Genomic DNA, 23,825 nt, shown 5'->3' on the forward strand with positions numbered 1-23,825 from the left:
TGATGCGGCGGCCTGATCCTTCGCCGCCGCCTCGTTTCTAGGCAGATTCCGCCTGATGTGCAGAGGCCCCATGCCTCATGCCGACGCGCCGGAATGTGCCAGCCGCCAAAGCGTCATGAACCCTAAGATATGCCCATGGGCATATCATCCAGCCTGCCCGTCACACTTGCTGCGTTGCAGCCAGATCGGGCGATCACTCGGCCCGTCTTTCAAGTATGAGGGAGCAGGCTGGCCGGCCCATGGCCCGGCTGCGCTGCACAATCTTCCTAGACGCTGCGATTCGCCGTGCCAAGCAAAAAGCGGCGGGCGTGCGATCAACAGCGAATGCGCAATACCCGTGCGCGGCCGCTGAGGTCGGGCACCGTCGTTGCGTGCAGGTGCAGCGCCGCCGCCATCTCCAGCAGGGCCGGGCCTTGCCCCAGCCCGAATTCGAACAGCGCCACGCCGCCGGGGGCCAGCAGGCGCGGCACTTCGGGCAGCAGGATGCGATAGGGGGCCAGCCCGTCCGGCCCGCCGAACAGCGCGCTTGCGGGCTCATAGTCCGCGACATCGGGCATCAGCTCTGCCGAATCCTCGATATAGGGCGGGTTGCACAGGATCAGGTCGAACGGCCCTTCCACGCCTGCCGCCCAGTCTCCGCTGCGGAACGCCGCCCGTGCCGCCAGCCCCAGCCGGGCCGCGTTGCCGCGCGCCACCGCCAGCGCCGCGTCTGAGCGGTCGATTCCGAACCCCAGCGCCTGCGGCCATTCGCTCAGCGCCGCCAGCAGCAACGCGCCCGAGCCGGTGCCAAGGTCCAGCACATTTGCGGGCGGGCGCGCGTCAAAATGCGCCAGCGCTTCGGCGATCAGCGTCTCGCTGTCCGGGCGGGGCACCAGCACGTCGCGTGTCACCCGAATCGGCAGGGACCAGAATTCCCGCTCGCCCGTCAGATGCGCCACCGGCTCATGGGCGCGCCGCCGCGCCAGCAGCGCCTCGAACGCAGCCTGCGCCGTTGCACCCACCGGCGCACGGCTCATCAGCATGGGCAAGCGTTCCTCGTCCAGCACATGCGCGAGCAGCAGTTCCGCATCCAGCCGGGGGGTATCACCGGGCAAAGTCGCTGCCGCCGCCCGCAACAGGGCGTGACGGTCTCCCGCCTCAGGCATCCAGCGCAGCCAGCCGCTCCGCCTCGTCCTCGGCGATCAGCGCGGTCACCAGCTCCTCCAGCCCGCTGCCTTCCATGATCTCCGGCAGCCGGTGCAGCGTCAGGTTGATGCGATGATCCGTCACCCGGCCTTGCGGGTAGTTATAGGTGCGAATCCGCTCGGAGCGATCCCCCGAGCCCACCATCGCCTTGCGGTCCGCCGAACGCGCGCGCGCCAGCTTCTCCCGCTCCATGTCGTACAACCGGCTGCGCAGCACCTTCAGCGCCTTGGCCTTGTTCTTGTGCTGGCTCTTTTCGTCCTGCTGAATCACCACCAGCCCGCTGGGCAAGTGGGTGATGCGCACCGCCGAATCGGTGGTGTTCACGCTCTGCCCGCCGGGGCCGGACGAGCGATAGACGTCGATGCGCAGATCCTTGTCGTCGATCTGCACATCCACTTCCTCGGCCTCGGGCAGCACCGCCACCGTCGCGGCGGAGGTGTGGATGCGCCCCTGCGCCTCGGTCGCGGGCACGCGCTGCACCCGGTGCACGCCGCTTTCGAACTTCAGCCGCGCGAACACGCCCTCGCCGTTCACGCCCATCACCACTTCCTTGAAGCCACCCAGTTCGGCGGCGGACGCGCTGATCGTTTCCACCCGCCAGCCGCGCAATTCGGCATAGCGTTGATACATACGCGCCAGATCGCCCGCGAACAGGGCGGCCTCGTCGCCGCCGGTGCCCGCGCGGATTTCCAGAATCGCAGGCTTCGCGTCGGCGGAGTCCTTGGGCAGCAGCTTCAGCGCCAGATTGCGCTCGGCATCAGGCAACTTTGCCTTCAGTTCGGGCAATTCCTCCACCGCCAGCGCCCGCATCTCCGCGTCGCCCGCCGCATCGGCGGCCAGCGCTTCCAGTTCCGCCAGTTCGCGCCGCATCGCCAACACCTCGCGCGCGGCGTCCGCCGCCGGAGTCAGTTCGGCATAATCCTTGGAGAGCGCGACGAACTTCGAAGGCTCCAGCGCCGGGTTCGACATCTCCGCCGAAAGCCCCTCATGGCGCTGGATCAGTTGCGCGAGGCGCTGGTCAGGCAGATGCACCATCAGGCCCGCGCCTTCAGCCAGCTCACCAGCCCGTCCCGCGACACCGCCTGCTGCTCGCCGCTGGCCATATCCTTCACCGAAACGCCGCCGCTCGCGATCTCGTCATCGCCCAGAATCAGCGCAAAGCGCGCGCCGGCTTTCGCCGCCCGCTCCATCCGCTTCTTCATATTGCCACGCCAGCCCTGCTCGGCCGACAGCCCCGCCGCGCGCAGCTCCGCCAGCAGGCCGTTGGCCGCCAGTTCGGCCGCCGCGCCCATCGGCACCACTGCCACATCCAGCGCATCCGCCGCCGGTTCCGAACACAGCATCATCAGCCGCTCGATGCCGCCAGCCCAGCCCACGGCGGGCGTGTGCGGCCCACCCATGCTCTCGATCAGCCCGTCGTAACGCCCGCCGCCGATCACGGTGGCCTGCGATCCCAGCGCGTCGCTGACGAACTCGAACGCCGTGTGCCGGTAATAATCGAACCCACGCACCAGCTGCGCGGCCCGCTGGAAGGCGATGCCACTCGCCTGCAACCCGGCCTGCACGCTTTCGAAGAACGCCCCGGCCTCGCTGCTCATATAGGCATCGATCGACGGCGCGGCGTCCACCAGCGGGCGATCCTGCGCTTCCTTGGTGTCCAGAATGCGAAGCGGGTTGGTCTCCAGCCGCCGCAAACTCTCCTCGCTCAAGGCGTCTTTGTGCGCGGAAAAGTGCGCGACCAGCGCTTCACGCCACTTGCCGCGCGTTTCCGCATCGCCCAGCGTGTTCAGCTGCAAGGTCACGCCGCCGACACCCAGTTCCTTCAACAGCAGATCGGCCAGCGCGATCAGCTCCACATCCGCCGCCGGTTCCGCCGACCCGATCACCTCGGCATCCAGCTGGTGGAACTGCCGATAGCGCCCCTTCTGCGGCCGCTCGTAACGGAACAGCGGCCCGTGCGTGACGAGCTTCAGCGGCGCAAACTGCTGCCAGCCTTCGGAGATATAGGCCCGGCAAATCCCCGCCGTGAACTCCGGCCTCAGCGTCAGCGATTCGCCGTTGCGATCCTCGAACGTGTACATTTCCTTGGAAACCACGTCGGTCGTCTCGCCCAGCGTGCGCGCGAACACGCTGGTGAACTCGACCACCGGCACTTCCACCCGGCGGAAGCCGAACCTGCGAGAAACATCGCGGAACGTCCCCACCACATGCTCGAAGCGGGCCGCCTGTTCGCCGATGAAATCCTGCATCCCGCGCACGGGCTGCGCCTTCTGCACCTTGGCCGGTTTCGTCTCGTCGCTCATGGGCCGCGCGCTTAGCAGCGGGAGGGGGTGGACGCAAAGATTGGGTGTTTGCGAAACGAAGGGGTTCGAGAACGAAGGGGTTCGAGAACGAAGGGGTTCCACCCCTTCACCGCGGCAGGGGCGTGACGCCGCTCGCACCCCCTTAGTTTTTAGCCCCTCCCCTGCAGGGGAGGGGTTGGGGTGGGGGCCATCCGCTTGGCGTGAGGTTGAGAGTTATTGCCTGCGGCGGTTTATGTCGGGGCCTGCGCCACCCACCTCCCCCCACGTCACCCCGGACTTGATCCGGGGTCCAGCTTGTTCTTCTCCAACGTTGCGGGTGAAAAGCTGGACCCCGGATTAAGTCCGGGGTGACGGTTGCGGATGTGGAGAGGGTGGTGGGTATCTCAGGGGCCTTCGACAAGCTCAGGCTGAGCGGGTTGAGAGATTTGTGGATCAGGCCAACCGGTGACACCCCCTCTCCATCTCTCCCCCTTGCAGGGGGAGAGTGCTTCGTTGCGCCGCAGGCAATCGAATCTGATCACTCACACGGTATTTGAGTTTTGACACGACGCCAATTTTGAGGGTGCAGGGACATCATGTCCCTGCCCGCCGGAGGCAAAAAACCCGAGTGGTGGCCGAGTTCAAACAACAAAACCGCCGGCCTTCTCACCTCCCCCTCAGCACCCCCCGGATCGCCGCCATTCGCTGCGGTCTTGAAACGGGTGCCCGTTCTCCAGCCCTTGCGCGTCTACGGTGAAGATGCCCTTGGCATCGCGGCGGATGCTTGTCCGCCCGGATCGGCCGCTGCTGCAGCGGTAGGTCACGGTGCCGCTGTCGGCGCTGTCGGCGATGATGGAAAAGCTGCATTGCGCGCCCGGCCGCCCGCCCATCAGCAGGGCGGCGCTGTCTTGCAGGCACTGGCTGCTGCTGGATTGGCCGCCGATGGCGGTCACCTGCCAGGCACCGGGGGCAAAGCCCTGCAGCGCCTTCAGATCGGGCGCGGGCTGGGCCTCCGCAGAGAAGGGCACCAGCATCAGGGGAATCGCAAATCTCAACCGCATCCGGCCAATCTGGCACAACAGTTGGACAAAAGCATGGCCCGTGCGACGGGATTGCGCCCGATCAGATCTCCAGCAGAAACTGTTTCGAGCAGAATTCGCAATCCACCGCGATCACGCCGTCGGCGTTGCGCATCTCGGCGCGCTCTTCCTCGGGGAATTGCCCCAGCACGTTGCGGATATGCTCGACGGAGCAGCGGCAGCCGCGCGAAATGGCGATTTCCGGCAGCACCCGCACTTCATCCTCGTTGAACAGCCGCCACAGCAGCGCGTCCAGCGACAGCCCGGCATCGGTCAGCTCATCCGGCGTCACCGTCGAGGCCAGCGCTTCCACATGCGCCCAATGCTCCTGCCCGGACTCCACATGCAGCCGCGCCGCGCCGTCTTCGGCGCGCGGCAGATGCTGCACGATCATCCCGCCCGCGCTCCAGCGCCCGTCGGCTCCGCGATGGGCTGCCAGCCGCACCAGCGTCGGCAGCTGCTCGCTGTTCTCGAAATAGCCCTGCGCGGCGGCTTCCAGCGTGTCACGCCCCAGTTCGACGATGCCCTGATAGCGCTCGGACGAGGCGGTCTGGTCCAGCGTGATCGCCAGATAACCCTTGCCCAGCAGCGCCTCGAGCGAGGCCGAACGCCCTTCGTCCAGCGGTGCGAAGCGGCGGTCCAGATCCTGGCTGGCATAGCCGCGCAACTCGCCCAGCCGCCAGTCCGCCACCAGCAGCTTCAGCTGGCCGCCCTCGCCCTTGGCCTGAACGGTCAGCTGGCCCTCGTCCTCGCGGAACAGCGCGCCCAGCAAGGCGGTAAGCACCAGCGTTTCCGCCACGATCCGCGCGACGGGTTCGGGATAGGCATGCGCCGCCAGAATTTCGTTCAGCGTGGAGTCCAGCCGAACCACCCGCCCGCGCGCCGCGCGGCCGGGAATGGTGAAGCCCAGAATCCGGTCTGCCATCAGCCCAGCCGCCCCAGCGCCCACAGCAGCAACGCCTTTTGCGCATGCACGCGGTTGGCGGCTTCTTCCCACACGGCGGATTGCGGGCCGTCGATCACCTCGTCGGTCACTTCCTCGCCGCGATGCGCGGGCAGGCAGTGCAGGAACAGCGCGCCGGGCGCGGCCAGCGCCATCAGCGCCGCGTTCACCTGATAATCGGCGAAGGCCGCCTGCCGCTCGGCAATGTCGGTGTCGCCCATGGAGACCCAGGTGTCCGTCACCACCACGTCCGCCCCGCGCACGGCTTCGGCCGGATCACGCACGATGTGGATGGTCGCGCCCCGGTCCGTAGCTTCCGCCACGAAGGCCGGGTCCGGCGAATAGCCGTCCGGGCAGGCGACCGTTACGGCAAAGCCCAGCAACCCGGCCGCTTCGATCACGGAACTGCACACATTGTTGCCGTCGCCGATCCACGCCCAATGCGTGCCATCGACATTGCGGCCCAACCGTTCCTCCACCGCCAGCAGATCGGCCACCACCTGGCAGGGGTGGGACACATCCGTCAGCCCGTTCAACAGCGGCACGTCGGCGGCGGCGGCAAAGGCCTCCACATCGGCATGGCGGTTGGCGCGGATCATCACCGCATCCACGAAGCCGGAGAGCACGCGCGCCGTGTCGCCGATGCTTTCGCCCCGGCCCAGCTGCATTTCGCCCGCGGACAGGGTGATCGTCGCCCCGCCCAGCTGGCGCATGGCGATGTCGAAGCTCAACCGGGTGCGGGTGGAGGGCTTTTCGAAGATCGCGGCCAGCACATGCCCGGCCAGCGGCGCATCGGCATCGGCCCGGCCCTGCGGCCAGCCCTTGCGCGCCGCCTTGCGGTCGCGGGCCTGATCCAGCACCAGCCGCAGCCCGCCGGGGCCAAGGTCTGACAGGTTCAGCACATGGCGCACGCCGCTCATGCGGAAGCCTTCGCCAGCACGGGCGCGCCAGAGCGCCGGGAAAGAAGGATCAGCTGGGACACGGCCATGGCAACCTCGTTCGGGAACAAGCAGCGGAAATAAAAAAGGCGGCGAAACGCCGCCTGACCTATTTCGAACCCACATAATGGCTCAGGCGCGTAATTTCCACCCCGACTTCAGCAGCGCGTAGGCGAGTGCCCACAGCAGCGCGCACAGCCCGCCGACGATCAGTGCCCCCAGCCACACCGGCGCTTCCGCCACACCGATGAACCCGGCGCGGAAACCGTCGATCATATAGAAGAAGGGATTGGCCCGGCTGACGGCCTGCATCGCCGGCGGCAGCCGATCGATCGCATAGAAGGTGCCGGAGAGCAGCGTCAGCGGCTGCACCACGAAGTTGGTGACGGCCGCGCCATGATCGAATTTGTCGGCCCAGATGCCCGTCAGCACCCCCAGCAGCCCCAGCAGCAGGCAACCCAACGTGCCAAACAGCAGCACTTGCAACGGGTTGGCGACACTCACCTGTACCCCCGGCCACAGCAGCATCGCCGCCCACACCGCCAGCCCGACGGCCCAGCCCCGCGTGACGGCACCCGCCACATAGCAGGCCAGCAACTCGCCATGGCTCAAGGGCGGCATCAGCACATCGACGATGGTGCCCTGCACCTTGGCAATGATCAGCGACGACATGCTGTTCTGAAAGGCGTTCTGCGTCATCCCCATGATAATCAGGCCGGGGGCGAGGAAGGTGGCATAGGGAAAGCCCAGCACTTCGCCCTTGGCGCTGCCCAGCGCGAGGGTGAAGATCGCCAGAAACATCAGCGTGGTGATGGCCGGGGCCCAGATCGTCTGCATCTGAACCTTGAAGAACCGGCGCACTTCCTTCACATAGAGGGTGCGTATTCCCAGCCAGTTGACGCCGTCGATCACCGGAACTCCGGGTTCCGGCAGTGTCGGCGCGACAGGTTGGGGAGGAATTTGCGCTTGCATCGTTGCCACGCCGTCTATCGGGGTCGGCCAACTCCCGCAAGCCAGCCGAAAGCAAAACCATGGCCTGGACAGACGAGCGCATCGCTCTCTTGAAGCAATATTGGGAAGAAGGCCGCTCCGCGAGCCAGATCGCGGAGATTCTGGGCGAAGGCCTGTCGCGCAACGCGGTGATCGGCAAGGCGCACCGCCTCGGCCTCGCGTCGCGCCCCTCTCCGTTGAAGACCGGCGAGGCGAAGGCCGAAAGCAAGGCCCCGAAAGCGGAGGCGAAACCGGCCGCGCCAAAACCGGCGCCACGCCCCGCGCCGCAACCGGTGGCGGCAGCCCCGGCTCCGCAACCGGCCCCGACCCCCGTTGTCGCCGCTCCGGTGGCCCCGCCCGTGGCTCCGGCCCCGGCGGCGCTGTCCCCGGGCCTGCAACCAGCCCCCCGCCCGGCAGCGCCGCGCGGCAAGGGGGAGCGTGTGACCCTGCTCGACCTGAACGACCGCATCTGCAAATGGCCGATCGGCCACCCGGACGAGCCGGATTTCCACTTCTGCGGCAAGCCGGTGAACCCGGGGTTCCCTTATTGCGGGGAGCATTGCCTGGTGGCGTATCAGGCGCAGATGCCGCGCCGGGATCGGCCGGGTGGGCCGCCGAGGCCGTTCGGGCCGAACTTGCCGCGCCCCCGTTAACGCAAGGCGTCAACGGGGTAGCCGGCTGTGATTAAGGCGAAGCCTTAACTCGCAGACTCGGCGAAAGCGCGGCCGGCTGAGTCGGGGGTCTCTACCCCCGGCCAGTCCGACGAGTCCGGCTTTGCCGGACCCTTTCTTTTCTCTTTTCCCCAGCCGGACTCGCGCGACTTGTCGCGCGGCCGGCCTATCCGCGCGCGCCAACGCCGGGGGAGCCTCCAACAACTCCAACAGCTCCTACACCCAAGCCGTTGATGTTGCAGTGTTGGATGATGTTCCACGTGGAACAACCGATGTGGTTATCCGGTGTTCCGGGTGGACGGGTCAGCGTTTGATCTCGGGCGCGGCCGCTGGCGAAGCCAGCGAGTCCGCTAGCGGCGAATCCCGTAGCCACGGGCCGCAGGCATGACCGCGCGCCCGAGCCTGCGCAGGAAACTTAGGCGAAGCGCCTAGCGTTTGAGGGGGCCAAGAAAAGTCCGGCAAAGCCGGATTCGTCGGACGGGTTCGTCGGACAAGCCCTCCGCCCCGCCGTCCGGGCCCGCGGCGAGTCGAGAGTTTGCGCTTTGCGCAAATCTTCGCCGCCTTCGGCCAAAAAAATCCCCCCGGTGTTACCACCGGGGGGAGGTTGGTTCCTTGGGGAGGAAATCATGGGCTGCGCCGGTTCACCCGGCGTCGCCGAACTCAGTAATTATAGGCACGCTCGCCATGCTCGCCGAGGTCGAGGCCTTCGCGCTCCACCTCTTCACTCACACGCAGCCCCGTCAGGGCCTTGGCGATGTAGAAGGCAATCGCAGCGCCGACCGCCGACCAGACGATGGCAACCGCCACAGACTTCAGCTGGATCCACACTTGCGGCCACAGGGTGTAGTCGTCCCCGGCAGGCCCGCCCAGCACCGTCAGCATGGTGAAGGCCGTGCCGATGGAGCCGATGATGCCGCCGATGCCGTGGATTCCGAACACGTCCAGCGAGTCGTCCAGGCCCAGCTTCAGCTTCACCTTCATCACAAAGATGCAGCAGGCGATGGCCGCAATCGCGCCCAGCAGGATCGCACCGAACGGGCCGGAGTTGCCGGCAGCCGGAGTCACCGCCACAAGGCCGGCGATCGCACCGGAGCAGGCACCCAGCAGCGAGCCGGAGTGGCCGAGCAGCTTCTCGGTCAGCATCCAGAACAGCACACCGGCAGCTGTCGCGGTGAAGGTGTTGATGAGCGCCAGACCGGCCGAGCCATTGGCTTCCAGCGCGGAACCCGCGTTGAAGCCGAACCAGCCAACCCACAGCAGGCCGGTGCCGATCAGCGTCATCGTCAGCGAGTGCGGGGCGATCAGTTCCTTCTGATAGCCGATCCGCTTGCCGAGAATGATCGCACCAACCAGAGCCGAGACACCCGCGTTGATGTGCACCACGGTGCCGCCCGCGAAGTCCAGCGCGCCCCAGCCGAAGATCAGGCCGGTGGAGGCGTCGTCACCGCCCGCATACCACACCATGTGCGCGATCGGGTAATAGACGATGGTCAGCCAGACGAGGGCGAACACCATGAGAGCGGAGAATTTCATCCGCTCCACAAGGCCACCGACGACCAGCGCCACGGTGATGGCGGAGAAGGTCATCTGGAAGGCGATGAAGACGAATTCCGGAATGACGACACCATCGGTGAAGGTGGCGACGTTGGAATCGGCCGTCAGGCCCGACAGGAAGAATTTGCCGCTGGAGATGAACTGGTTGGCGTCTCCGCCGAAGGCCAGACCATAGCCATAGATGACCCACATGATCATCGCGAGGCTGGCCACGCCGATGATCTGCGTCAGCACCGAGGCCATGTTCTTGGTGCGGACAAGGCCGCCATAGAACAGGGCGAGGCCGGGGACGATCATCATCATCACCAGCACGGTGGCGACCATCATCCAGGCGGTGTCGCCCTTGTTGGGAACGGGATCGGCAGCCGCCGTTTCAGCCACTGCAGCTGCAACCGGCGCGGCCACTTCGGCGGCCACGGTTGCAGCTTCGGTGGCGACAGCCGCCGCTTCCTGCGCGAACGCGGGATGTGCCGTGGCAATGCCCGCAATCCCCAGGCCCAGGGCGATCTTGCCCCAGGGCAGGTGTCGCAATTCCATATGAGACCCCTCCTTGAACAGGCCGGGCTTGCTGCCCGCCTTGAATATCGAGCCCGGCCGCATCAAAGCGCCGACTCGTTGGTTTCGCCGGTGCGGATCCGAACCGTTCCCGCCACGTCGAAGATGAAAATCTTGCCGTCGCCGATGGCACCGGTGTGCGCCGCCTGCTGGATGGCCTCGACAACGCGCGGAGCCAGCTCCGTCGGCACTGCCGCCTCGATCTTCACCTTCGGCACCAGGTTGGTGGTGTATTCGGCTCCCCGATAGATTTCGGTCTGGCCCTTCTGGCGCCCGAAACCCTTCACTTCAGTCACGGTCATTCCCGAAACGCCCAGCGCCGTCAGCGCTTCACGGACATCGTCGAGCTTGAACGGCTTGATCACGGCCACGATGAATTTCACAGCTGCCGAACCCCCTCTTTCTGACTGGCGAACGCAAATGCGCCCGCAGCAGGGGTCCCATGCACATCCCGTGCCAAGTGATTGTCACATTGAGTCGCACCCAATGCAGACTTTCAATTGCCCAAAATCGCGGCAAGCCGCTCCGGGCAAATTGCCTGATGCCTGATTTTCAGGCAGTTCCGCCGACGGTGAGCCCTTCTACCAACAAAGTCGGCTGCCCCACGCCCGCAGGCACCGATTGCCCGCCCTTGCCGCAGGTGCCGATGCCTTCGTCCAGCGCCATGTCGTTGCCGATGGCCGCGATCTTCTGCATCACCTCCGGGCCATTGCCGATCAGCGTTGCGCCTTTCACCGGCGCGCCGATTTTCCCATCCTCCACCAGATAGGCCTCGGTGCAGCTGAACACGAATTTGCCGGAGACGATATCCACCTGCCCGCCGCCGAAGCTTTTGGCATACAGACCCTTCTTCACGCTTCGCAGGATTTCGCCGGGGTCTTCGGACCCCGCCGCCATGAAGGTGTTGGTCATGCGCGGCATCGGCGGATGGCGGAAGCTTTCCCGCCGCCCGTTGCCCGTCGCCGCCACGCCCATCAGCCGGGCGTTCATGCGATCCTGCATGTAACCGCGCAGATAACCGTCCTCGATCAGCACCGTGCGCTCGGTGGGCGTGCCTTCATCGTCCACGCTCAGCGAACCGCGCCGGTCCGGCAGGGTGCCGTCGTCGATCACCGTCACGCCGGGGCTGGCAACCCGTTCGCCCACGCGGCCGGAAAAGGCCGAACTGCCCTTGCGGTTGAAATCGCCTTCCAGCCCATGGCCCACCGCCTCATGCAGCAGGATTCCGGGCCAGCCCGGCCCCAGCACCACCGGCATCACGCCAGCCGGCGCGGGCACGCTCTCCAGATTGGTCAGCGCCTGCGCCAGCGCGAGGTCGATCGCGCGTTCCCATTCGCCTTCCTGAAACAGCCGGTCATACAGCTGCCGCCCGCCAAAGCCCCAGCTGCCGGATTCGCGCCGCCCGTCCTTCTCGGCGACGATCCCCACATTCAGCCGCACCAGCGGCCGCACATCCTTCACCCGCACGCCATCGGCGCGGATGATCTCCACATGGCTCCAGCTGGCCGCGAGGCTCGCCGTCACCTGCGCCACGCGCGGGTCTTTCGCGCGCGCCACCGCGTCGATCCGCTCCAGCAGCTTCACCTTCTCCGCAAACGGCACCGCCGATAACGGATCGGCATCGGTATACAGCCGCCGATTGGTGCCGCGCGGCGCATCCGCTGCGGCGACGCCACCATGGCCGGACTTCACCACCGCCACCGTCTCCGCCGCGCGCCGGATCGCCGCCGCCGAAATCTCGTTCGCATGGGCATAGGCGCTCACCTCGCCCACCACGCCGCGCAAGCCGAAGCCCCGGCTCTGATCGAAACTCGCCGACTTCAGCCGCCCGTCGTCAAACGCGAAACTCTCGGACGTGGCGACCTGCAGATACAGCTCGCCATCCTCCATCCCGTCGAGCGCCTGCTTCGTCAGGCGCTCAGCCTCGTGCGGATCGAGTTCGGTGTAGAGAAGCGTGTCCATGGGGCGGAGATAGGGGGTTCGGGGGGAAAGGCCAATGGGGGTGGTGGGGCTGACGTTGGAGGCCTCCGGCGGCCCAGGCTCTGCCCGGGACCCGGCAGGGGCGTGACGCCGCTCGCACCCCCTTAGTTTTTCTGAGCCCCTCTCCTTCAGGGGAGGGGTTGGGGTGGGGGCCATCGGCTTGGCGCTAGGTTGGGGGTTTATGGCCTGCGGCGCTTTTTGTTGTGCGTGTTTTGCCGTTGTGGATCAGGCCCGGCGGTGACACCCCCTCTCGTACTCTCCCCCTTGCAGGGGGAGAGGGCTGCGGTGCGCCGCAGGCAATCGAAGTGGATCACGCGCGCGGCGCTGGAGTTTGGGCACGACGTAAATTTTGAGGGTGCAGGGAAATCATTTCCTTGGCACGGGTTCCAAGGGCAAAGCCCTTGGCCGCCGGAAGCCGGAGCCTTCCAGAGCGCTTAGTGGTGATCCCCCCCGCCGTCGCCTTCCAGTACGAAGCGGCGGTCGCAGTAGGGGCAGTCGGCGAAGTTGCGCTCGTCGATTTGCAGCCAGATGCGTGGGTGGCCCAGTGCGCCTTCGTCGCCGTCGCAGGCCACGCGGCGGCTGTGGACGGTGCGGGTTTCGGGCGGGGGCGGGGCGGTGACCATGGCTTTGCCTGTAACGGCTTCGGGTGCCCGCGAAAAGGGGGGAGACGCGTGTGGGGCAGGCGTGGCCGGGCTGCCACACCCCGGCGGCGTCACCGCAGTGCAACACGGGTGACACCGCACTGCAACATGACGGGCGCAGGGCCGCCCCCAACCTTACCAATCCCCGTTTGCGGAGCCTCTCCTCATGAAAAGCCTGTTCCTTCTGGCCGCCTCCACCATCGCCTTTGTCCCCGCCGTTGCGCAGGAGGCTGCCTCTGTCGATCTGGGCGAGGACATCATCGTCACGGCGCAGAAGCGCGACCAGAAGCTGGTGGATGTGCCGGTGAACGTGACGGCATGGTCTGGTGAGCAGATGCAGCGTCTGGGCGTGAGCCAGTTCAACGAGCTGTCGGCGTTCGTGCCGGGCCTGAACATTCAGGAGCAATCGGCGAACAATCCGGGCTTCGTGATCCGGGGGATCACCTCGGATTCCGGTTCCGCTCAGGAAGCGGCGCGGGTGACGATCTATTACAACGGCGTGGACGTCAGCCGGTCGCGCGGGTCTTACTTCGACCTGTTCGATATCCAGCGCGTGGAAGTGGTGAAGGGCCCGCAGGCGACTTTGTTCGGCACGGCGGCGGCGGTGGGGGCTGTCAGCGTGATCAGCAACCCGGTCGCCGACCATTTCGAGGCGGATGCGCGGGTGGCGCTGGGCAATTTCAACCAGCGGCAGATTTCCGGCATGTTGAACGTCGGCAACGAGGTTGTGGGCGCGCGGATCGCCTTTGCGTGGAAGAAGCGCGACGGCGTGGTGGAAAATATCGCCGGGGAGACGCCCAACGGCACCACCGAGCAGGACGATCTGAACGGGCAGGATCAGCGCGGGGTGCGCATCTCGCTGAAGTTCGATCCCGAAGGGCCGATCCGCACCGACCTGATCTACACCTATGATGGGCAGCGCAACCCCGGCACCTCGTTCAAATCCGGCACGCTGCCGCCTTATGGCGGCACCACCTCGCCCTACACCTTCGCCGAACTGGGCGGTTCGCCGGTGGCGGCCAGCGTGTTCGAGCATGACAAGCTGGGCCTGTGGCGCGACGTGCATGATGTGAACTTCACCGCGCGTTATCAGCCCGACGGCAGCGCCTGGTCCACCGTGCACATCTTCGGCTATCGCAAGTTCGACAGCTATGAAGTGTTCGACGCCGATGGCTCTGGCGCATGGTTCCTGGAATTCGCCGAGGATTCGAAGGGCGAGCAGTTGAGCCACGAAAGCCGGGTGAATTATGACGGCGGCCGCCTCCGCGCCTTTGCCGGCTTCAACTGGTTCTGGGAAACCGGCACGCAGGAAGTGCCGTTCAGCACCGAGGAAGGCACTTATCTACAGTGTGTGACGGCGCTTTCGGAACAACTTCCCGATCTAATTCCGGGGCTGGGCTGCGTGAACCCGGCGGGCGTGGTGACGGCGGCGCAGACGACGTCGCTGCTGACGGGCGGGCTGCTGAAGCAGATCCCCTACAGCTCCACCTTCCGCAACGGCGGCACCTTTGAGACGATCTCCCTGTTCGCCGATGTGAGCTTTGACGCGACGGACTGGCTGGAGCTGACGGCGGGCGGGCGGTATTTGTGGGAGGATCGCACCTCCACCTATTTCGCCTATCAGCCCAATTCGGTGCTGAGCCGTGCGCCGCTGCTGCCGTTCGCGGGCACCGGCGGGCAGACCTTCAGCGCCAGCGGCAGCAACAAGGCGTTCCTGCCGCGCTTCAACGCGCTGATCCGCATGACCGACGGCGTGAACGGCTATGTCACCGTGTCCAAGGGCCGCCGCAGCCCGGTGATCCAGCTGAACGCGAAAAACACCACGAGCGGGCCTGTCGCCGATCGTACCGACGTGCCCGCCGAAACGGTGTGGAACTACGAAGGCGGGGTGAAGGCCAGCACCGGCCTGTTCAGCGGCAGCCTGGGCGTGTTTTACCAGACTTACGAGAACTTCCAGGTCACCATCATCGAGAATGGCCAGTCGGTTTCGCGCAACGCCGGTTCGGCGAAGAATGTGGGCGTGGAAGGCGAAGCCAATGTGCGACCGATGAAGGGCCTGCTGATCTTCGGCAACTTCGGCTGGATCAACAGCAAGATCGACGACAAGCCGGAAAACGGCATCTTCGCCGGCAACCGCTTCCGCCTGCAACCCGAATGGCAGGCCGCCGGCGGCATCGACGCGCGCTTGCCCATGGGCGGCGACATGGAGGCCTTCATCACCCCCACCGTCACCTATCGCTCGAAAATCTATTTCGAAGTGCCCAACAAGGAGGCGATTTCCGAACGGCCCGTCACGCTGGTGAACCTGCGGGCGGGCTTCACCGGCAAGGATGGCCGCTGGCAGGTGGCGGGCTTCGTTTCGAACCTGTTGGACAAGGATTATATCATCGACGCGGGCAACACCGGCGGCGCGTTCGGAACCGCCACCTTCATCCGCGGCAATCCGCGGCTGGGCGGGGTGGAGTTCTCCACCCGCTTCTGATCCTGCGTGGAAATCATCCCCGCCACCTGCAGTTCGTCGAGCCGGTTATGGCGTTCGTCGAAGCAGGTGGCGACGGACGAAACTGAACCGCTATCGGTCGAGCCGCGAAGGACAGGCGAAACAGCCTCCTGCAAAAGGGACACATGGTGCTGCCGGGGCCGGTCATCCCCCCTCTCGACCGGGTTCGGCAGCACCCCCCGAACAGGAGAATCCCGATGTACGCCCCCTCCAAATCCCGCACCTTCATGCCGCTGGCGCTGATCGCCGCCGTTGCCATGACCTGCCTGCAAGGCGCTGCCTTTGCTGCCGAAGTTCCGATGCAGCCCGTTCAGAAGACGGTTGCCATTCCGGTGGCCGGGCTGAACCTTGCCAGCCCCGAAGCGCAGGCGAATGTGGACGCGCAGATCCGCCGCGCCGCCCGCGCCGTGTGCGGGCTGGACAATTACCGCGACCTCCGCGCGCTGGCCGAGCGGCCCGCTTGCGAGAAGGCGGCCATCGCCTCTGCGACGGCGAAGCGCGACGTGCTGGTCGCCCGCGCGCAGGCCGATCAACTGGCCGGCCGCGCCTCGCGGATTGCCGTGACCGCCGATTGATCAGTTACCCAGTCAGTCCTGACTGGCCCGCTCCCCTTGCCGGGGGGCGGGCCATTTCTGTTTTGGGGTTGCAGCTTTCGCAAACCCGTCGGCCTTTCGCCTTTATCGATGCCCCTCTCCACCCGTTCAGGCTCAGCCTGAGCGGAATTCAAGGACGGGCAGGCGATGCCTGTTTGCAAAGGATGGGGGATCAGCCCCGCGTGACGCTGGCGCGGACGCTGGCGAGATAGGTGCGGCCGATGCGCAATTGCTGCCCGCTGGCCAGTTCCGCCGTCCAATTGCCCTGCCCGTCATGGGCGAGGCGCATGATCCTGTCGCGGCGGACGATGGTGGAGCGGTGCAGGCGCAGAAATTGCGCCGGATCCAGCCGGGCTTCCAGCGCGCCGATGGTTTCGTGGATCAGCCAGCTGCGGCTGCCTGCGTGCAGGCGCATATAATCGCGCTCGGCCTCGATCCGCTCGATGTCTGACACGGCGACACGGGCCAGTTCGCCCCGGTTGGGAACCCAGAATTCCTGCGCATAGCGCGCGCTGGCAGCGGGCGGCGCATCGGCCGGGGCTTCCGCTGCCATCCGCGCACGCTCCGCCACGCGGGCCACGGCCTTTTCCAGCCGTTCCGGGGCCACCGGCTTCAGCAGGTAATCCACGGCCGCCGCATCGAAGGCGGCGATGGCATATTGATCGAAGGCCGTCACGAAGACGATGGCCGGGGCGTTGGTGCGGCCTTCCAGCATATTGGCGACATCGATTCCCGTCATGCCGGGCATGGCGATGTCCAGAAACACGAGGTCCGGCTGCAAAGCCTCGATCAGGCGTAGCGCGGCTTCGCCATCGGCGGCGGTGCCCACCAGTTGCACGCCGGGCAGGCGGGCGCAGAGAATCTGCATCCGCTCCACCGCGAGCGGCTCGTCATCGACGATCAGGGTCTTCAATTGCGTCATGGATGCCAAGGATTGCCCCGGCTGCGCGCATTGCGCAAGCCATGCCTGCCCGCCCTAGGCGCGCACCAGCGGCATCGTCAGCCGCACCAGCCAGCCCCCGGCGGAGGGGCGGCCGGACACGCAATCGGCGGCGTCGCCGAAGCTCGCCTTCAGCCGCGCCTCCACATTCGCCAGCCCCACGCCGGTGCCCGCTTCGGCGGCGGTGGCTGGGGCCTCGCCATCGTCGCGCACCCACAGTTCCAGCTTGTCGCCCACCTGATCGGCGGCGATCGTCACCGTCACGGGCCGCTGGCTGCGCGAGACGCCATATTTGATGGCGTTTTCCACCAGCGGTTGCAGGATCAGCGCGGGCACCAGCGCATCCTCCAGCCCGGCTGGCACCGCCACCTTCACCACCAGCCGCTCCGGGAAACGCACCTTCTCAATATCCAGATAGAGCAGCTGCAACCGCACTTCTTCGGACAAGGGCACATTCTCGCTCGCTTCGCGGGTGAGCGAGGCGCGGAAGAAGGTGGAGAGGTTCAGGATCATCTGCTCCGCCTCCTCCGTGCGCTGGCGCATCACGAGGGAACTGAGCGAATTCAGCGTGTTGAACAGGAAATGCGGGTTCACCTGATAGCGCAGCGCCTTCAGTTCGGCGGATTGCGCCGCCTGCCTGAGTTCAGCGGATTCCCGCTCCACCCGGCGCACTTTCGCCGCATAAGACAGCGCGACCCACATCACTGCCCATGAAGCGATGAAGAAATACCATTCGATCGCCGTGGAAGAGATCAGCGAAACCGGGTCCATCGGCGCGCCGCCGCTTTTCTCCATCTCCATGTCCAGATGCTCGGCGATGGGGAAGCCATAGAAGGCGATGTAGTTCACCGTGGCATAGGCGAAGGCGAGCGGCACCGAGGCGGCAAAGGCGATGGTGAGCAGCTTGCCGGTGCGCACATCGTCGAAGCGGCGCAGCAGCACATAGAGCAGGCCCGTCAGCGCCATCGCCGCCAGCGTGACAATGGCCCGGCGCAGCAGCATCTCGCCCTGCGCGGGCAGATCGTTCACCAGCGCCCGCGCGGTGGCGAGCACGAAATAGACCAGCCAGAAGCCGAGGATGGAGACAAACGCCATCTTCGCCGTGGGCCGGTCGGCTGCATCATCCGGGTCTTGGCCGGGCTGGCGCGCGGAGTGCCGCGCCGGGCCGGGCCGGAATAGCTGGTTCATGGCTGCCACATTAGGGGAAGCATGCCCGCTGCGCGACGTCCTTTGTCGAGCATGCACCGCCGTTCGTCGAAGCGGTTCATCCGCTGTTAACGACTTTGATCGTGCTTTTCGGGCATCTGCGGTGCGGGTAGGGCTTGGCCATGTCCTCCGAACCGCAAGCCGCAGGCCCGCTTTCCGGCCTTCTCGTCATTGATCTGACCCGTGTGCTGGCGGGGCCTTATGCCACCATGGTGCTGGCCGATCTGGGCGCGCGGGTGATCAAGGTGGAAGCGCCCGGCGTGGGGGACGATGCGCGGCAATTCCCCCCCTTCCTCGCCGCCGGAGACAGCGGCTATTTCGCCAGCATCAACTGCGGCAAGGAATCCATCGCGCTGAACCTGAAAGCCTCGGCGGACCTCGCCATTCTGGAGGCGCTGCTGGCCCGTGCCGACGTGCTGGTGGAAAATTTCCGCCCCGGCACCATGGAGAAGCTGGGGCTGAGCTATGAGGTGCTGAAAGAGCGCTTCCCCCGGCTGATCTATGCGGCGGCCTCCGGCTTTGGCCATACGGGGCCGGAAAGCAGCCGCCCCGCCTATGATCTGGTGGTGCAGGCGATGGGCGGGCTGATGTCCATGACGGGGCAGCCGGACAATCCGCCCACCCGCGTGGGCACCTCCATCGGCGATATCGCGGCGGGGATGTTCACGGTGATCGGGATTCAGGCCGCGCTGATCGACAGGCAGCGCACCGGGCTTGGGCAGAAGGTGGATGTGGCCATGCTGGATTGCCAGCTCGCCATATTGGAAAGCGCCATCGCCCGTTATCAGGTGACGGGGCAAAACCCCACGCCGCTGGGCAGCCGCCACCCCGCCATCACCCCGTTTCAGGCCTTCCGCTGCGCCGACCGCGCAATCGTCATCGCGGCAGGGAACGACAATCTGTGGGCCGCCTGCCGCGATGCGCTGGGGTTGCAATCCTTGTCTGCCGATCCGCGCTATGCCAGCGTGGACAGCCGCAACAGCAACCAGCCCGCGCTGGCCGAAGCGATCGAAACGCGGTTGCTGACGGCGCCTGCCGATCACTGGCTGGCGCTGCTGGCCGCCGCCGGGGTGCCCTCCGGCCCGATCAACGGCGTGGCAGAGGCGATCGCCCAGCCGCAGGTGCAGGCCCGCAACATGCTGGTTGAGACTGAGACGCCGGGTGGCGCGCCGCTGAAAATCGCCGGAAACCCGGTGAAGCTGAGCGGCCATGCAGACCCGGCCAGCCGCAGGCCCGCGCCGCGTCTGGATGCGGACCGGGCGAAAATCCTCGCCGAACTGGGTTCGGCAGACAAGATGAAAAGCCTTGCCGAACTGGATACACTCGCCGATTGAGGCGCTGTTCCCTTGGGGTGGAGCAGTTGTGAGTATCGAAGCGGACATCATCCTGATCCAGCGGCTGGCCGCCGCCGCAGATCGCGTGGTCGCGCCCTTTTTCCGGGCACAGCTGCCCGTGGAGCAGAAGGCGGATCAATCCCCCGTGACGGCGGCAGACCGTGCGGCGGAAGCCACCATTCGCTCCATCCTTGAAACCGACCGGCCGACGGATGGCATCTATGGCGAGGAATATGGCATCAGCCGGGGGCAATCCGGCAGGCTGTGGGTGATCGACCCGATCGACGGCACGCGTGGCTTCGTCGCGGGCCGCCCGCTCTATGGCACATTGGTGGCGCTGGTGGAGGATGGCCGCCCCGTGCTGGGGATCATTTCCGCAGGCGCGGCCGGGGACCGCTGGCTGGGCTGCACCGTGGGCAAGCCGCGCGCGGTGCTGAACGGCAAGCCCATCCGCACCCGGCCCTGCCCCGGCCTTTCGGCGGCGCGCGCGGGTTCCACCCATCCGCTCGCCTTTTCCGCATCCGGGCATGCGGCCTTTCAGCGTGTGGGCCGATCCGTGGCGGACATGATCTTCGGCGGGGATTGCCACAATTATGGCCTGCTCGCCGCCGGGCAGCTGGACCTTGTGATGGAAGAAAATCTGAAGCCCTATGACTGGGCCGCGCTGGTGCCGGTGATCGAGGGCGCGGGCGGCCTTATCACCGATTGGGCGGGCAAGCCGCTGACGCTGGCGAGCGAAGGCCGGGTGCTGGCCGCCGGAGACCGGCGCGCGCACGCGGAGGCGATTGAGCGGATTTAAACCAGCGTCTTGCTGGCCCACCATGCCGCACCGGCGGTGATCGCCAGCGCATAGGGCAGCGGCGCGCCGGGTTGCAGCGGGCCGGGCATGCGTTCGGATTCGAAACCGGCCAGGCGGAAGCCGCTGCGCGCCACCAACAGGATCGCCGCCAGCCCACCGCCCGCGATCATCGTGCCCAGCAGGAAGGGGATCAGCCCGGACAGGCCCGTCCACCCGGCGAAGGCCACCATCAGCTTGATGTCGCCGCCGCCCATCCAGCCCAGCGCGAACAGGCCAAGGCCGATGCCGAACATCAGCAGCACCGCGCCCCCGTGCGACAGCCAGCCGAAGCCGGGGGTGACAAGGCCGAACAGCACCGCCGTGATCAGCAGCACGATGGAGATGGTATCGGGAATTTCAAAACGGCGCAGGTCGCACACGCAAGAGGCCAGCAGCATCAGCGCGGCAATTCCGGCGAACAACAGGGGCCATGAAAAGACCAGAGGGGAAACGGAAAGGCTGTTCATGGCCGGGCGCGGTCGTCGTCTTTCAGTTCGGGGGCGATGGACTTCAGATAGGCGAGATTGTCGCTCGCCACCTTGTCATACCGGCTGTTCATGTCGATGGCGCGGGCAAAATAGCCTTCGGCGATACGGTGATCGCCGCGCAACATCGCCGCCACGCCCACGGTGTTCAGATCGCGCGCCAGCTCGTCGCGGCTGGTGCCGGTGAAGGCCTCGGCATAGCGGCCCTGCATCGCCTTGGCGAGTTGCAGGTTGGTGGCCGCCACCTTCAGGCCGGGTTGCTTCGCCAGCGCTGCGTTGAAATCAGCCTCTGCCTCTGCATACAGGCCGCGCAGCAGGCGGGAATAGCCGCGGTTGCTGAGGATATTGGCCGAGCCGGGCGCGGCCGCCAGCGCCTGCGCATAATGATGATCGGCCGCCGCCCAATCCTGCCGCTGATCGGCCAGCACGCCGCGCGCGGACCATGCGCGCGCCAGCGAGGGATCGCGCGCAACCGCATCGGCCAGCAGCGATTCGGCAGCCTCCGCATGCCCGGCACGGATCGCGGTGATGCCGCGCCCGGCCTGCGCGCGGGCACCGACGGCGGGGTCGCTTTCCAGCAGCTGGAAGGCGGTGGCGGCTTCGGCCAGCGATCCGGCGGCCAGCAGCAGTTCGGCTTCCCGCAGCGAGACTTCCGGGCCGCCGAAGCGGATGCGGGCGCGCGCCAGCAGATCGTGCGCGCTTTTATAGCGGCCCTCGGCGATGGCCTTGTCGATGAACTCCAGCGTCAGCGTCTCGCCATCGAGCTGGCTGACGGCGGCGGGTTCGGCGGCCTCGGCGCGCATCTCCACCGAGCCGCTGGCCAGAACGACGGCCGCGACCGTCGCCAGAAAACGCACGCTTCCGGCTTTCATGCCGCTTTCACCCTTTCGATCAATTGCTCCAGCAGGGCGACCTTTTCGGCGACGCTGAGTTCGGCGGGTTCTTCATCCGGCCGGTGCAGCCGCTCTGCGAAGCCGTTCAGCCGGTCGTTATCAGACGCGAAGGGCGATCCGAACTGGCGGCGCGGGGCGGCTTCGTCCAGCGCCTTGCGGGCTGCCGCGGCCAGCGCTTCGCGCCGGGCGTTGCGCGGGGGGGCCAGCCCGGCCGCGAGCATCGCCATCCCGGCGCTCGCGCGGTCCGCCTCGCGCCGGGCCTGCCCGGCGGATGCGGGGGCGATCACCAGAATCTGGTCGCGATACCAGTCCCGCTCAACCGGGGATTGCAGCAGCGGATCGGCCGGATCGCCCCAAGGCGAAGTGGCTTGTTCCTGCGTGGCCGGGGCATTGGCGGCAGCCTTGCGCGCGGCTTCCAGCAGCGCGGCGACCTGCATGTCGGCCGGGGTGGCGGCGCGCGCCTCCGCCAGCAGCCGGGCGGCCTCGCGCCGGGCTTCGGCGCGGGCGGCGGCTTCCTGCTCAGAGGCGATGGCCCCGGCTTCGCGGCTGGCGATGCGGGCATCGTCCCAATCGGACAGGCCGCCGATGGCGGCCATGGCGGCGGTGTCCTCGCCGGACAAGGCCGTGGTAGCCGCAAAGCGGACGGGGGCCGCGCCCTTCGGCGAACCCAGCACCAGCCGCTGCTCGTGCCCGCTGGTGCGGACGATGCGCGGGCCGGACTCGGCCGGGGAGGCCTGAACGGCGGCGGTCTGCACGGGCGCGCGGTTGCCGTTTTCGATCTTCGCCAGCGTGCGCAGCGCGGCGGCCTGCACCGCCGGGTCTCCGGCGGCAGCGGCCAGCCGCAGGAAGCGGGCGGACTCGTCGTAAGCGCCCTGCAGATAGAGCGAGAGGCCGTAATTGTTCAGCAGCACCGGCGACGTCGGGTCGATGCCGAGCGCCGCTTCATAATGGGTGCGCGCATCCTCGAACCGGCCCAGCCTGTCGAAGCAGACGGCCATGCCGTTCAGCGCCTCGACCGAATCCGGATCCTGCGCCAGCGCCTGCCGATAGGCCTGCAGCGCCTCCGGCACCTTGTTCAGCCCGAGCCACGCCTTGCCCATTTCCCGCGCGGCTTCGGCGCTGGCGCCCACCACCGGATCGGGGCCGGACGCACGGGGATTGGCAAGGTCCGCCGTCTTCGCATCCGCCGCGGCATGGCCGGCAAGCGCCGCCCCCAGCGCCAGCGGCGCGAGCGGGTGGAGGCGGGGGGTGGCGGGCTGTTTCATTCGCCGAGGCTCGAGTTGGAAATCTGTATCGCTGCCGGTAGACCAAGTGTCCCAACGACAACCGGCAGCAGGAATAGCACCATCGGCACAGACAATAGCACGGGCAGGCGGTGAGCTTTTTCCTCCGCGCGCATCCGTCGCGATTCGCGCATTTCGGCTGCGTAAATCTTCAGTGCCTGACCAATGCTGGCTCCCAGTTTGTCGGACTGGATTACCAAGGTGGCGAAGGACTGGATTTCCTGCACGCCGCTCTTGCGGGCCATGTTCTTCAGCGCCTCGGAACGCGGCCGACCGGCACGCAGTTCCAACGAGACGGTGGCGAACAGCTCGGCCAACCGGGGGTGCAGGTTGACGATTTCCTGCCCCACCCGGGCGAAGCAGGCGTCGATGCCGAGGCCCGCTTCCACACAGACCAGCATCAGGTCCAGCGCGTCGGGGAAGCCGTTCAGGATTTCCTGCTGGCGGCGATCAGCGCGGCCGCTGACGATGACGTTGGGCAGGTAGAGGCCCAACACCGCCGAACCCAACACGATCAGGTAGAATTTGCTGCCGGTAATGGTGCTGCCCGTCAGAATCAAATAGCCGTAGGTGATGGCCGGGAACACGATTGTCAGCACGCTACGGATCAGCACGTAAGCGCGGACAGCATAAGGCTGGCTGTAACCGGCCAGTGCCAGTTTCTCCTGCAACACTGGGGCCTTGTCGTCGTTCAGCGAGATGCCGCGCCGTTCGACTTCGGCGATTAACCTCGCCCACAAGCTAGCGCTGGAATCGTTGCGCAGCGATTGCGACGAGCCACCTGACATGACCGCACCGCCGGGGGCGGGGGTCGCCAGCCGCTTCGCTAAGTCAACCTTGCGGCCGAACATCGGCGCAACCGCGAGCACGCCCAGTACAACGGCACCGAACACCAGCCCGAGGATGAGATAGGTGGTCATATCCTGGCTCATGCG

At 66.7% G+C, this 23,825-nt stretch carries 22 protein-coding genes; 5 read left to right on the top strand and 17 right to left on the bottom strand.

Features of this window, described 5'->3' with window-relative positions:
• Nucleotides 1–314: 314 nt before the first annotated feature.
• From prmC to FJQ54_RS07875, 7 genes are all read right to left on the bottom strand, one after another.
• Entirely contained in the window at nucleotides 315–1,145 is an 831-nt protein-coding gene (prmC, locus tag FJQ54_RS07845) for a peptide chain release factor N(5)-glutamine methyltransferase (RefSeq protein ID WP_140927858.1), read from the bottom strand.
• Entirely contained in the window at nucleotides 1,138–2,220 is a 1,083-nt protein-coding gene (prfA, locus tag FJQ54_RS07850) for a peptide chain release factor 1 (protein ID WP_140927859.1), read from the bottom strand. Before prfA ends, prmC begins: the two co-directional genes overlap by 8 nt.
• The gene (gene hisS, locus FJQ54_RS07855) at nucleotides 2,220–3,488 is read right to left on the bottom strand and encodes a histidine--tRNA ligase (RefSeq protein WP_140927860.1); all 1,269 of its coding nucleotides are present in this window, start codon (nucleotides 3,486–3,488) and stop codon (nucleotides 2,220–2,222) included. The genes prfA and hisS overlap by 1 nt, the downstream gene beginning before the upstream one ends.
• A gap of 656 nt (nucleotides 3,489–4,144) precedes the next feature.
• The gene (locus FJQ54_RS07860; RefSeq protein ID WP_140927861.1) at nucleotides 4,145–4,528 is read right to left on the bottom strand and encodes a DUF3617 domain-containing protein; all 384 of its coding nucleotides are present in this window, start codon (nucleotides 4,526–4,528) and stop codon (nucleotides 4,145–4,147) included.
• Between the two features lie 61 nt (nucleotides 4,529–4,589).
• Entirely contained in the window at nucleotides 4,590–5,471 is an 882-nt protein-coding gene (gene hslO / locus FJQ54_RS07865) for an Hsp33 family molecular chaperone HslO (protein WP_140927862.1), read from the bottom strand.
• The gene (gene argF / locus FJQ54_RS07870) at nucleotides 5,471–6,409 is read right to left on the bottom strand and encodes an ornithine carbamoyltransferase (RefSeq protein WP_140927863.1); all 939 of its coding nucleotides are present in this window, start codon (nucleotides 6,407–6,409) and stop codon (nucleotides 5,471–5,473) included. Before argF ends, hslO begins: the two co-directional genes overlap by 1 nt.
• Before the next feature lie 150 nt (nucleotides 6,410–6,559).
• Nucleotides 6,560–7,399, bottom strand: coding sequence for an ABC transporter permease (locus tag FJQ54_RS07875; RefSeq protein WP_140927915.1), 840 nt, complete (start codon nucleotides 7,397–7,399; stop codon nucleotides 6,560–6,562).
• Between the two features lie 59 nt (nucleotides 7,400–7,458).
• On the opposite strand from FJQ54_RS07875, the gene FJQ54_RS07880 reads away from it, so the two are divergent.
• Entirely contained in the window at nucleotides 7,459–8,070 is a 612-nt protein-coding gene (locus FJQ54_RS07880; RefSeq protein WP_140927864.1) for a GcrA family cell cycle regulator, read from the top strand.
• A gap of 678 nt (nucleotides 8,071–8,748) precedes the next feature.
• Here the strand turns inward: FJQ54_RS07880 and FJQ54_RS07885 are convergent.
• From FJQ54_RS07885 to FJQ54_RS07900, 4 genes are all read right to left on the bottom strand, one after another.
• Nucleotides 8,749–10,179, bottom strand: a complete 1,431-nt coding sequence (locus FJQ54_RS07885; protein WP_140927865.1) for an ammonium transporter — start codon at nucleotides 10,177–10,179, stop codon at nucleotides 8,749–8,751.
• 62 nt (nucleotides 10,180–10,241) lie between these two features.
• Complete coding sequence (locus FJQ54_RS07890; RefSeq protein WP_140927866.1) at nucleotides 10,242–10,580, bottom strand: P-II family nitrogen regulator; 339 nt, start codon at nucleotides 10,578–10,580, stop codon at nucleotides 10,242–10,244.
• A 169-nt stretch (nucleotides 10,581–10,749) separates the two neighbouring features.
• Nucleotides 10,750–12,159: a metalloprotease TldD gene (gene tldD / locus FJQ54_RS07895; protein WP_140927867.1), complete on the bottom strand. Its 1,410-nt coding sequence runs from the start codon at nucleotides 12,157–12,159 to the stop codon at nucleotides 10,750–10,752.
• Nucleotides 12,160–12,611: 452 nt separating this feature from the next.
• Entirely contained in the window at nucleotides 12,612–12,800 is a 189-nt protein-coding gene (locus FJQ54_RS07900) for a zinc-finger domain-containing protein (protein ID WP_140927868.1), read from the bottom strand.
• Between the two features lie 184 nt (nucleotides 12,801–12,984).
• On the opposite strand from FJQ54_RS07900, the gene FJQ54_RS07905 reads away from it, so the two are divergent.
• Both FJQ54_RS07905 and FJQ54_RS07910 read left to right on the top strand, forming a co-directional pair.
• Nucleotides 12,985–15,300, top strand: a complete 2,316-nt coding sequence (locus FJQ54_RS07905) for a TonB-dependent receptor (protein ID WP_140927869.1) — start codon at nucleotides 12,985–12,987, stop codon at nucleotides 15,298–15,300.
• A gap of 215 nt (nucleotides 15,301–15,515) precedes the next feature.
• On the top strand, nucleotides 15,516–15,893 hold the full coding sequence (locus FJQ54_RS07910) for a UrcA family protein (protein WP_181160042.1): 378 nt from the start codon (nucleotides 15,516–15,518) through the stop codon (nucleotides 15,891–15,893).
• Between the two features lie 190 nt (nucleotides 15,894–16,083).
• On the opposite strand, the gene FJQ54_RS07915 is transcribed toward FJQ54_RS07910, so the two are convergent.
• Entirely contained in the window at nucleotides 16,084–16,833 is a 750-nt protein-coding gene (locus tag FJQ54_RS07915) for a LytR/AlgR family response regulator transcription factor (protein ID WP_140927871.1), read from the bottom strand.
• Between the two features lie 54 nt (nucleotides 16,834–16,887).
• Nucleotides 16,888–18,039, bottom strand: coding sequence for a sensor histidine kinase (locus FJQ54_RS07920; RefSeq protein ID WP_328592166.1), 1,152 nt, complete (start codon nucleotides 18,037–18,039; stop codon nucleotides 16,888–16,890).
• A 140-nt stretch (nucleotides 18,040–18,179) separates the two neighbouring features.
• Here FJQ54_RS07920 and FJQ54_RS07925 point away from each other — a divergent pair, with 140 nt between their 5' ends.
• The gene (locus tag FJQ54_RS07925; protein WP_140927872.1) at nucleotides 18,180–19,391 is read left to right on the top strand and encodes a CaiB/BaiF CoA transferase family protein; all 1,212 of its coding nucleotides are present in this window, start codon (nucleotides 18,180–18,182) and stop codon (nucleotides 19,389–19,391) included.
• Between the two features lie 28 nt (nucleotides 19,392–19,419).
• Nucleotides 19,420–20,190 carry an inositol monophosphatase family protein gene (locus FJQ54_RS07930; protein WP_140927873.1) on the top strand — a complete coding sequence of 257 codons (771 nt, stop codon included), beginning with the start codon at nucleotides 19,420–19,422 and terminating at the stop codon, nucleotides 20,188–20,190.
• On the opposite strand, the gene FJQ54_RS07935 is transcribed toward FJQ54_RS07930, so the two are convergent.
• Genes FJQ54_RS07935 through FJQ54_RS07950 form a run of 4 tightly spaced genes read right to left on the bottom strand, consistent with a single transcriptional unit; the run spans nucleotide 20,187 to nucleotide 23,822 of the window.
• On the bottom strand, nucleotides 20,187–20,651 hold the full coding sequence (locus tag FJQ54_RS07935) for an A24 family peptidase (RefSeq protein WP_181160043.1): 465 nt from the start codon (nucleotides 20,649–20,651) through the stop codon (nucleotides 20,187–20,189). The genes FJQ54_RS07930 and FJQ54_RS07935 overlap by 4 nt on opposite strands.
• A 41-nt stretch (nucleotides 20,652–20,692) precedes the next feature.
• On the bottom strand, nucleotides 20,693–21,586 hold the full coding sequence (locus FJQ54_RS07940) for a tetratricopeptide repeat protein (RefSeq protein ID WP_140927875.1): 894 nt from the start codon (nucleotides 21,584–21,586) through the stop codon (nucleotides 20,693–20,695).
• On the bottom strand, nucleotides 21,583–22,872 hold the full coding sequence (locus tag FJQ54_RS07945; protein ID WP_140927876.1) for a tetratricopeptide repeat protein: 1,290 nt from the start codon (nucleotides 22,870–22,872) through the stop codon (nucleotides 21,583–21,585). The genes FJQ54_RS07940 and FJQ54_RS07945 overlap by 4 nt, the downstream gene beginning before the upstream one ends.
• The gene (locus FJQ54_RS07950) at nucleotides 22,869–23,822 is read right to left on the bottom strand and encodes a type II secretion system F family protein (RefSeq protein ID WP_140927877.1); all 954 of its coding nucleotides are present in this window, start codon (nucleotides 23,820–23,822) and stop codon (nucleotides 22,869–22,871) included. The genes FJQ54_RS07945 and FJQ54_RS07950 overlap by 4 nt, the downstream gene beginning before the upstream one ends.
• Nucleotides 23,823–23,825: the final 3 nt, after the last annotated feature.

The organism is Sandaracinobacter neustonicus, from assembly GCF_006385875.1.
In the GTDB taxonomy this organism is placed as follows: Bacteria; Pseudomonadota; Alphaproteobacteria; order Sphingomonadales; family Sphingomonadaceae; genus Sandaracinobacteroides; species Sandaracinobacteroides neustonicus.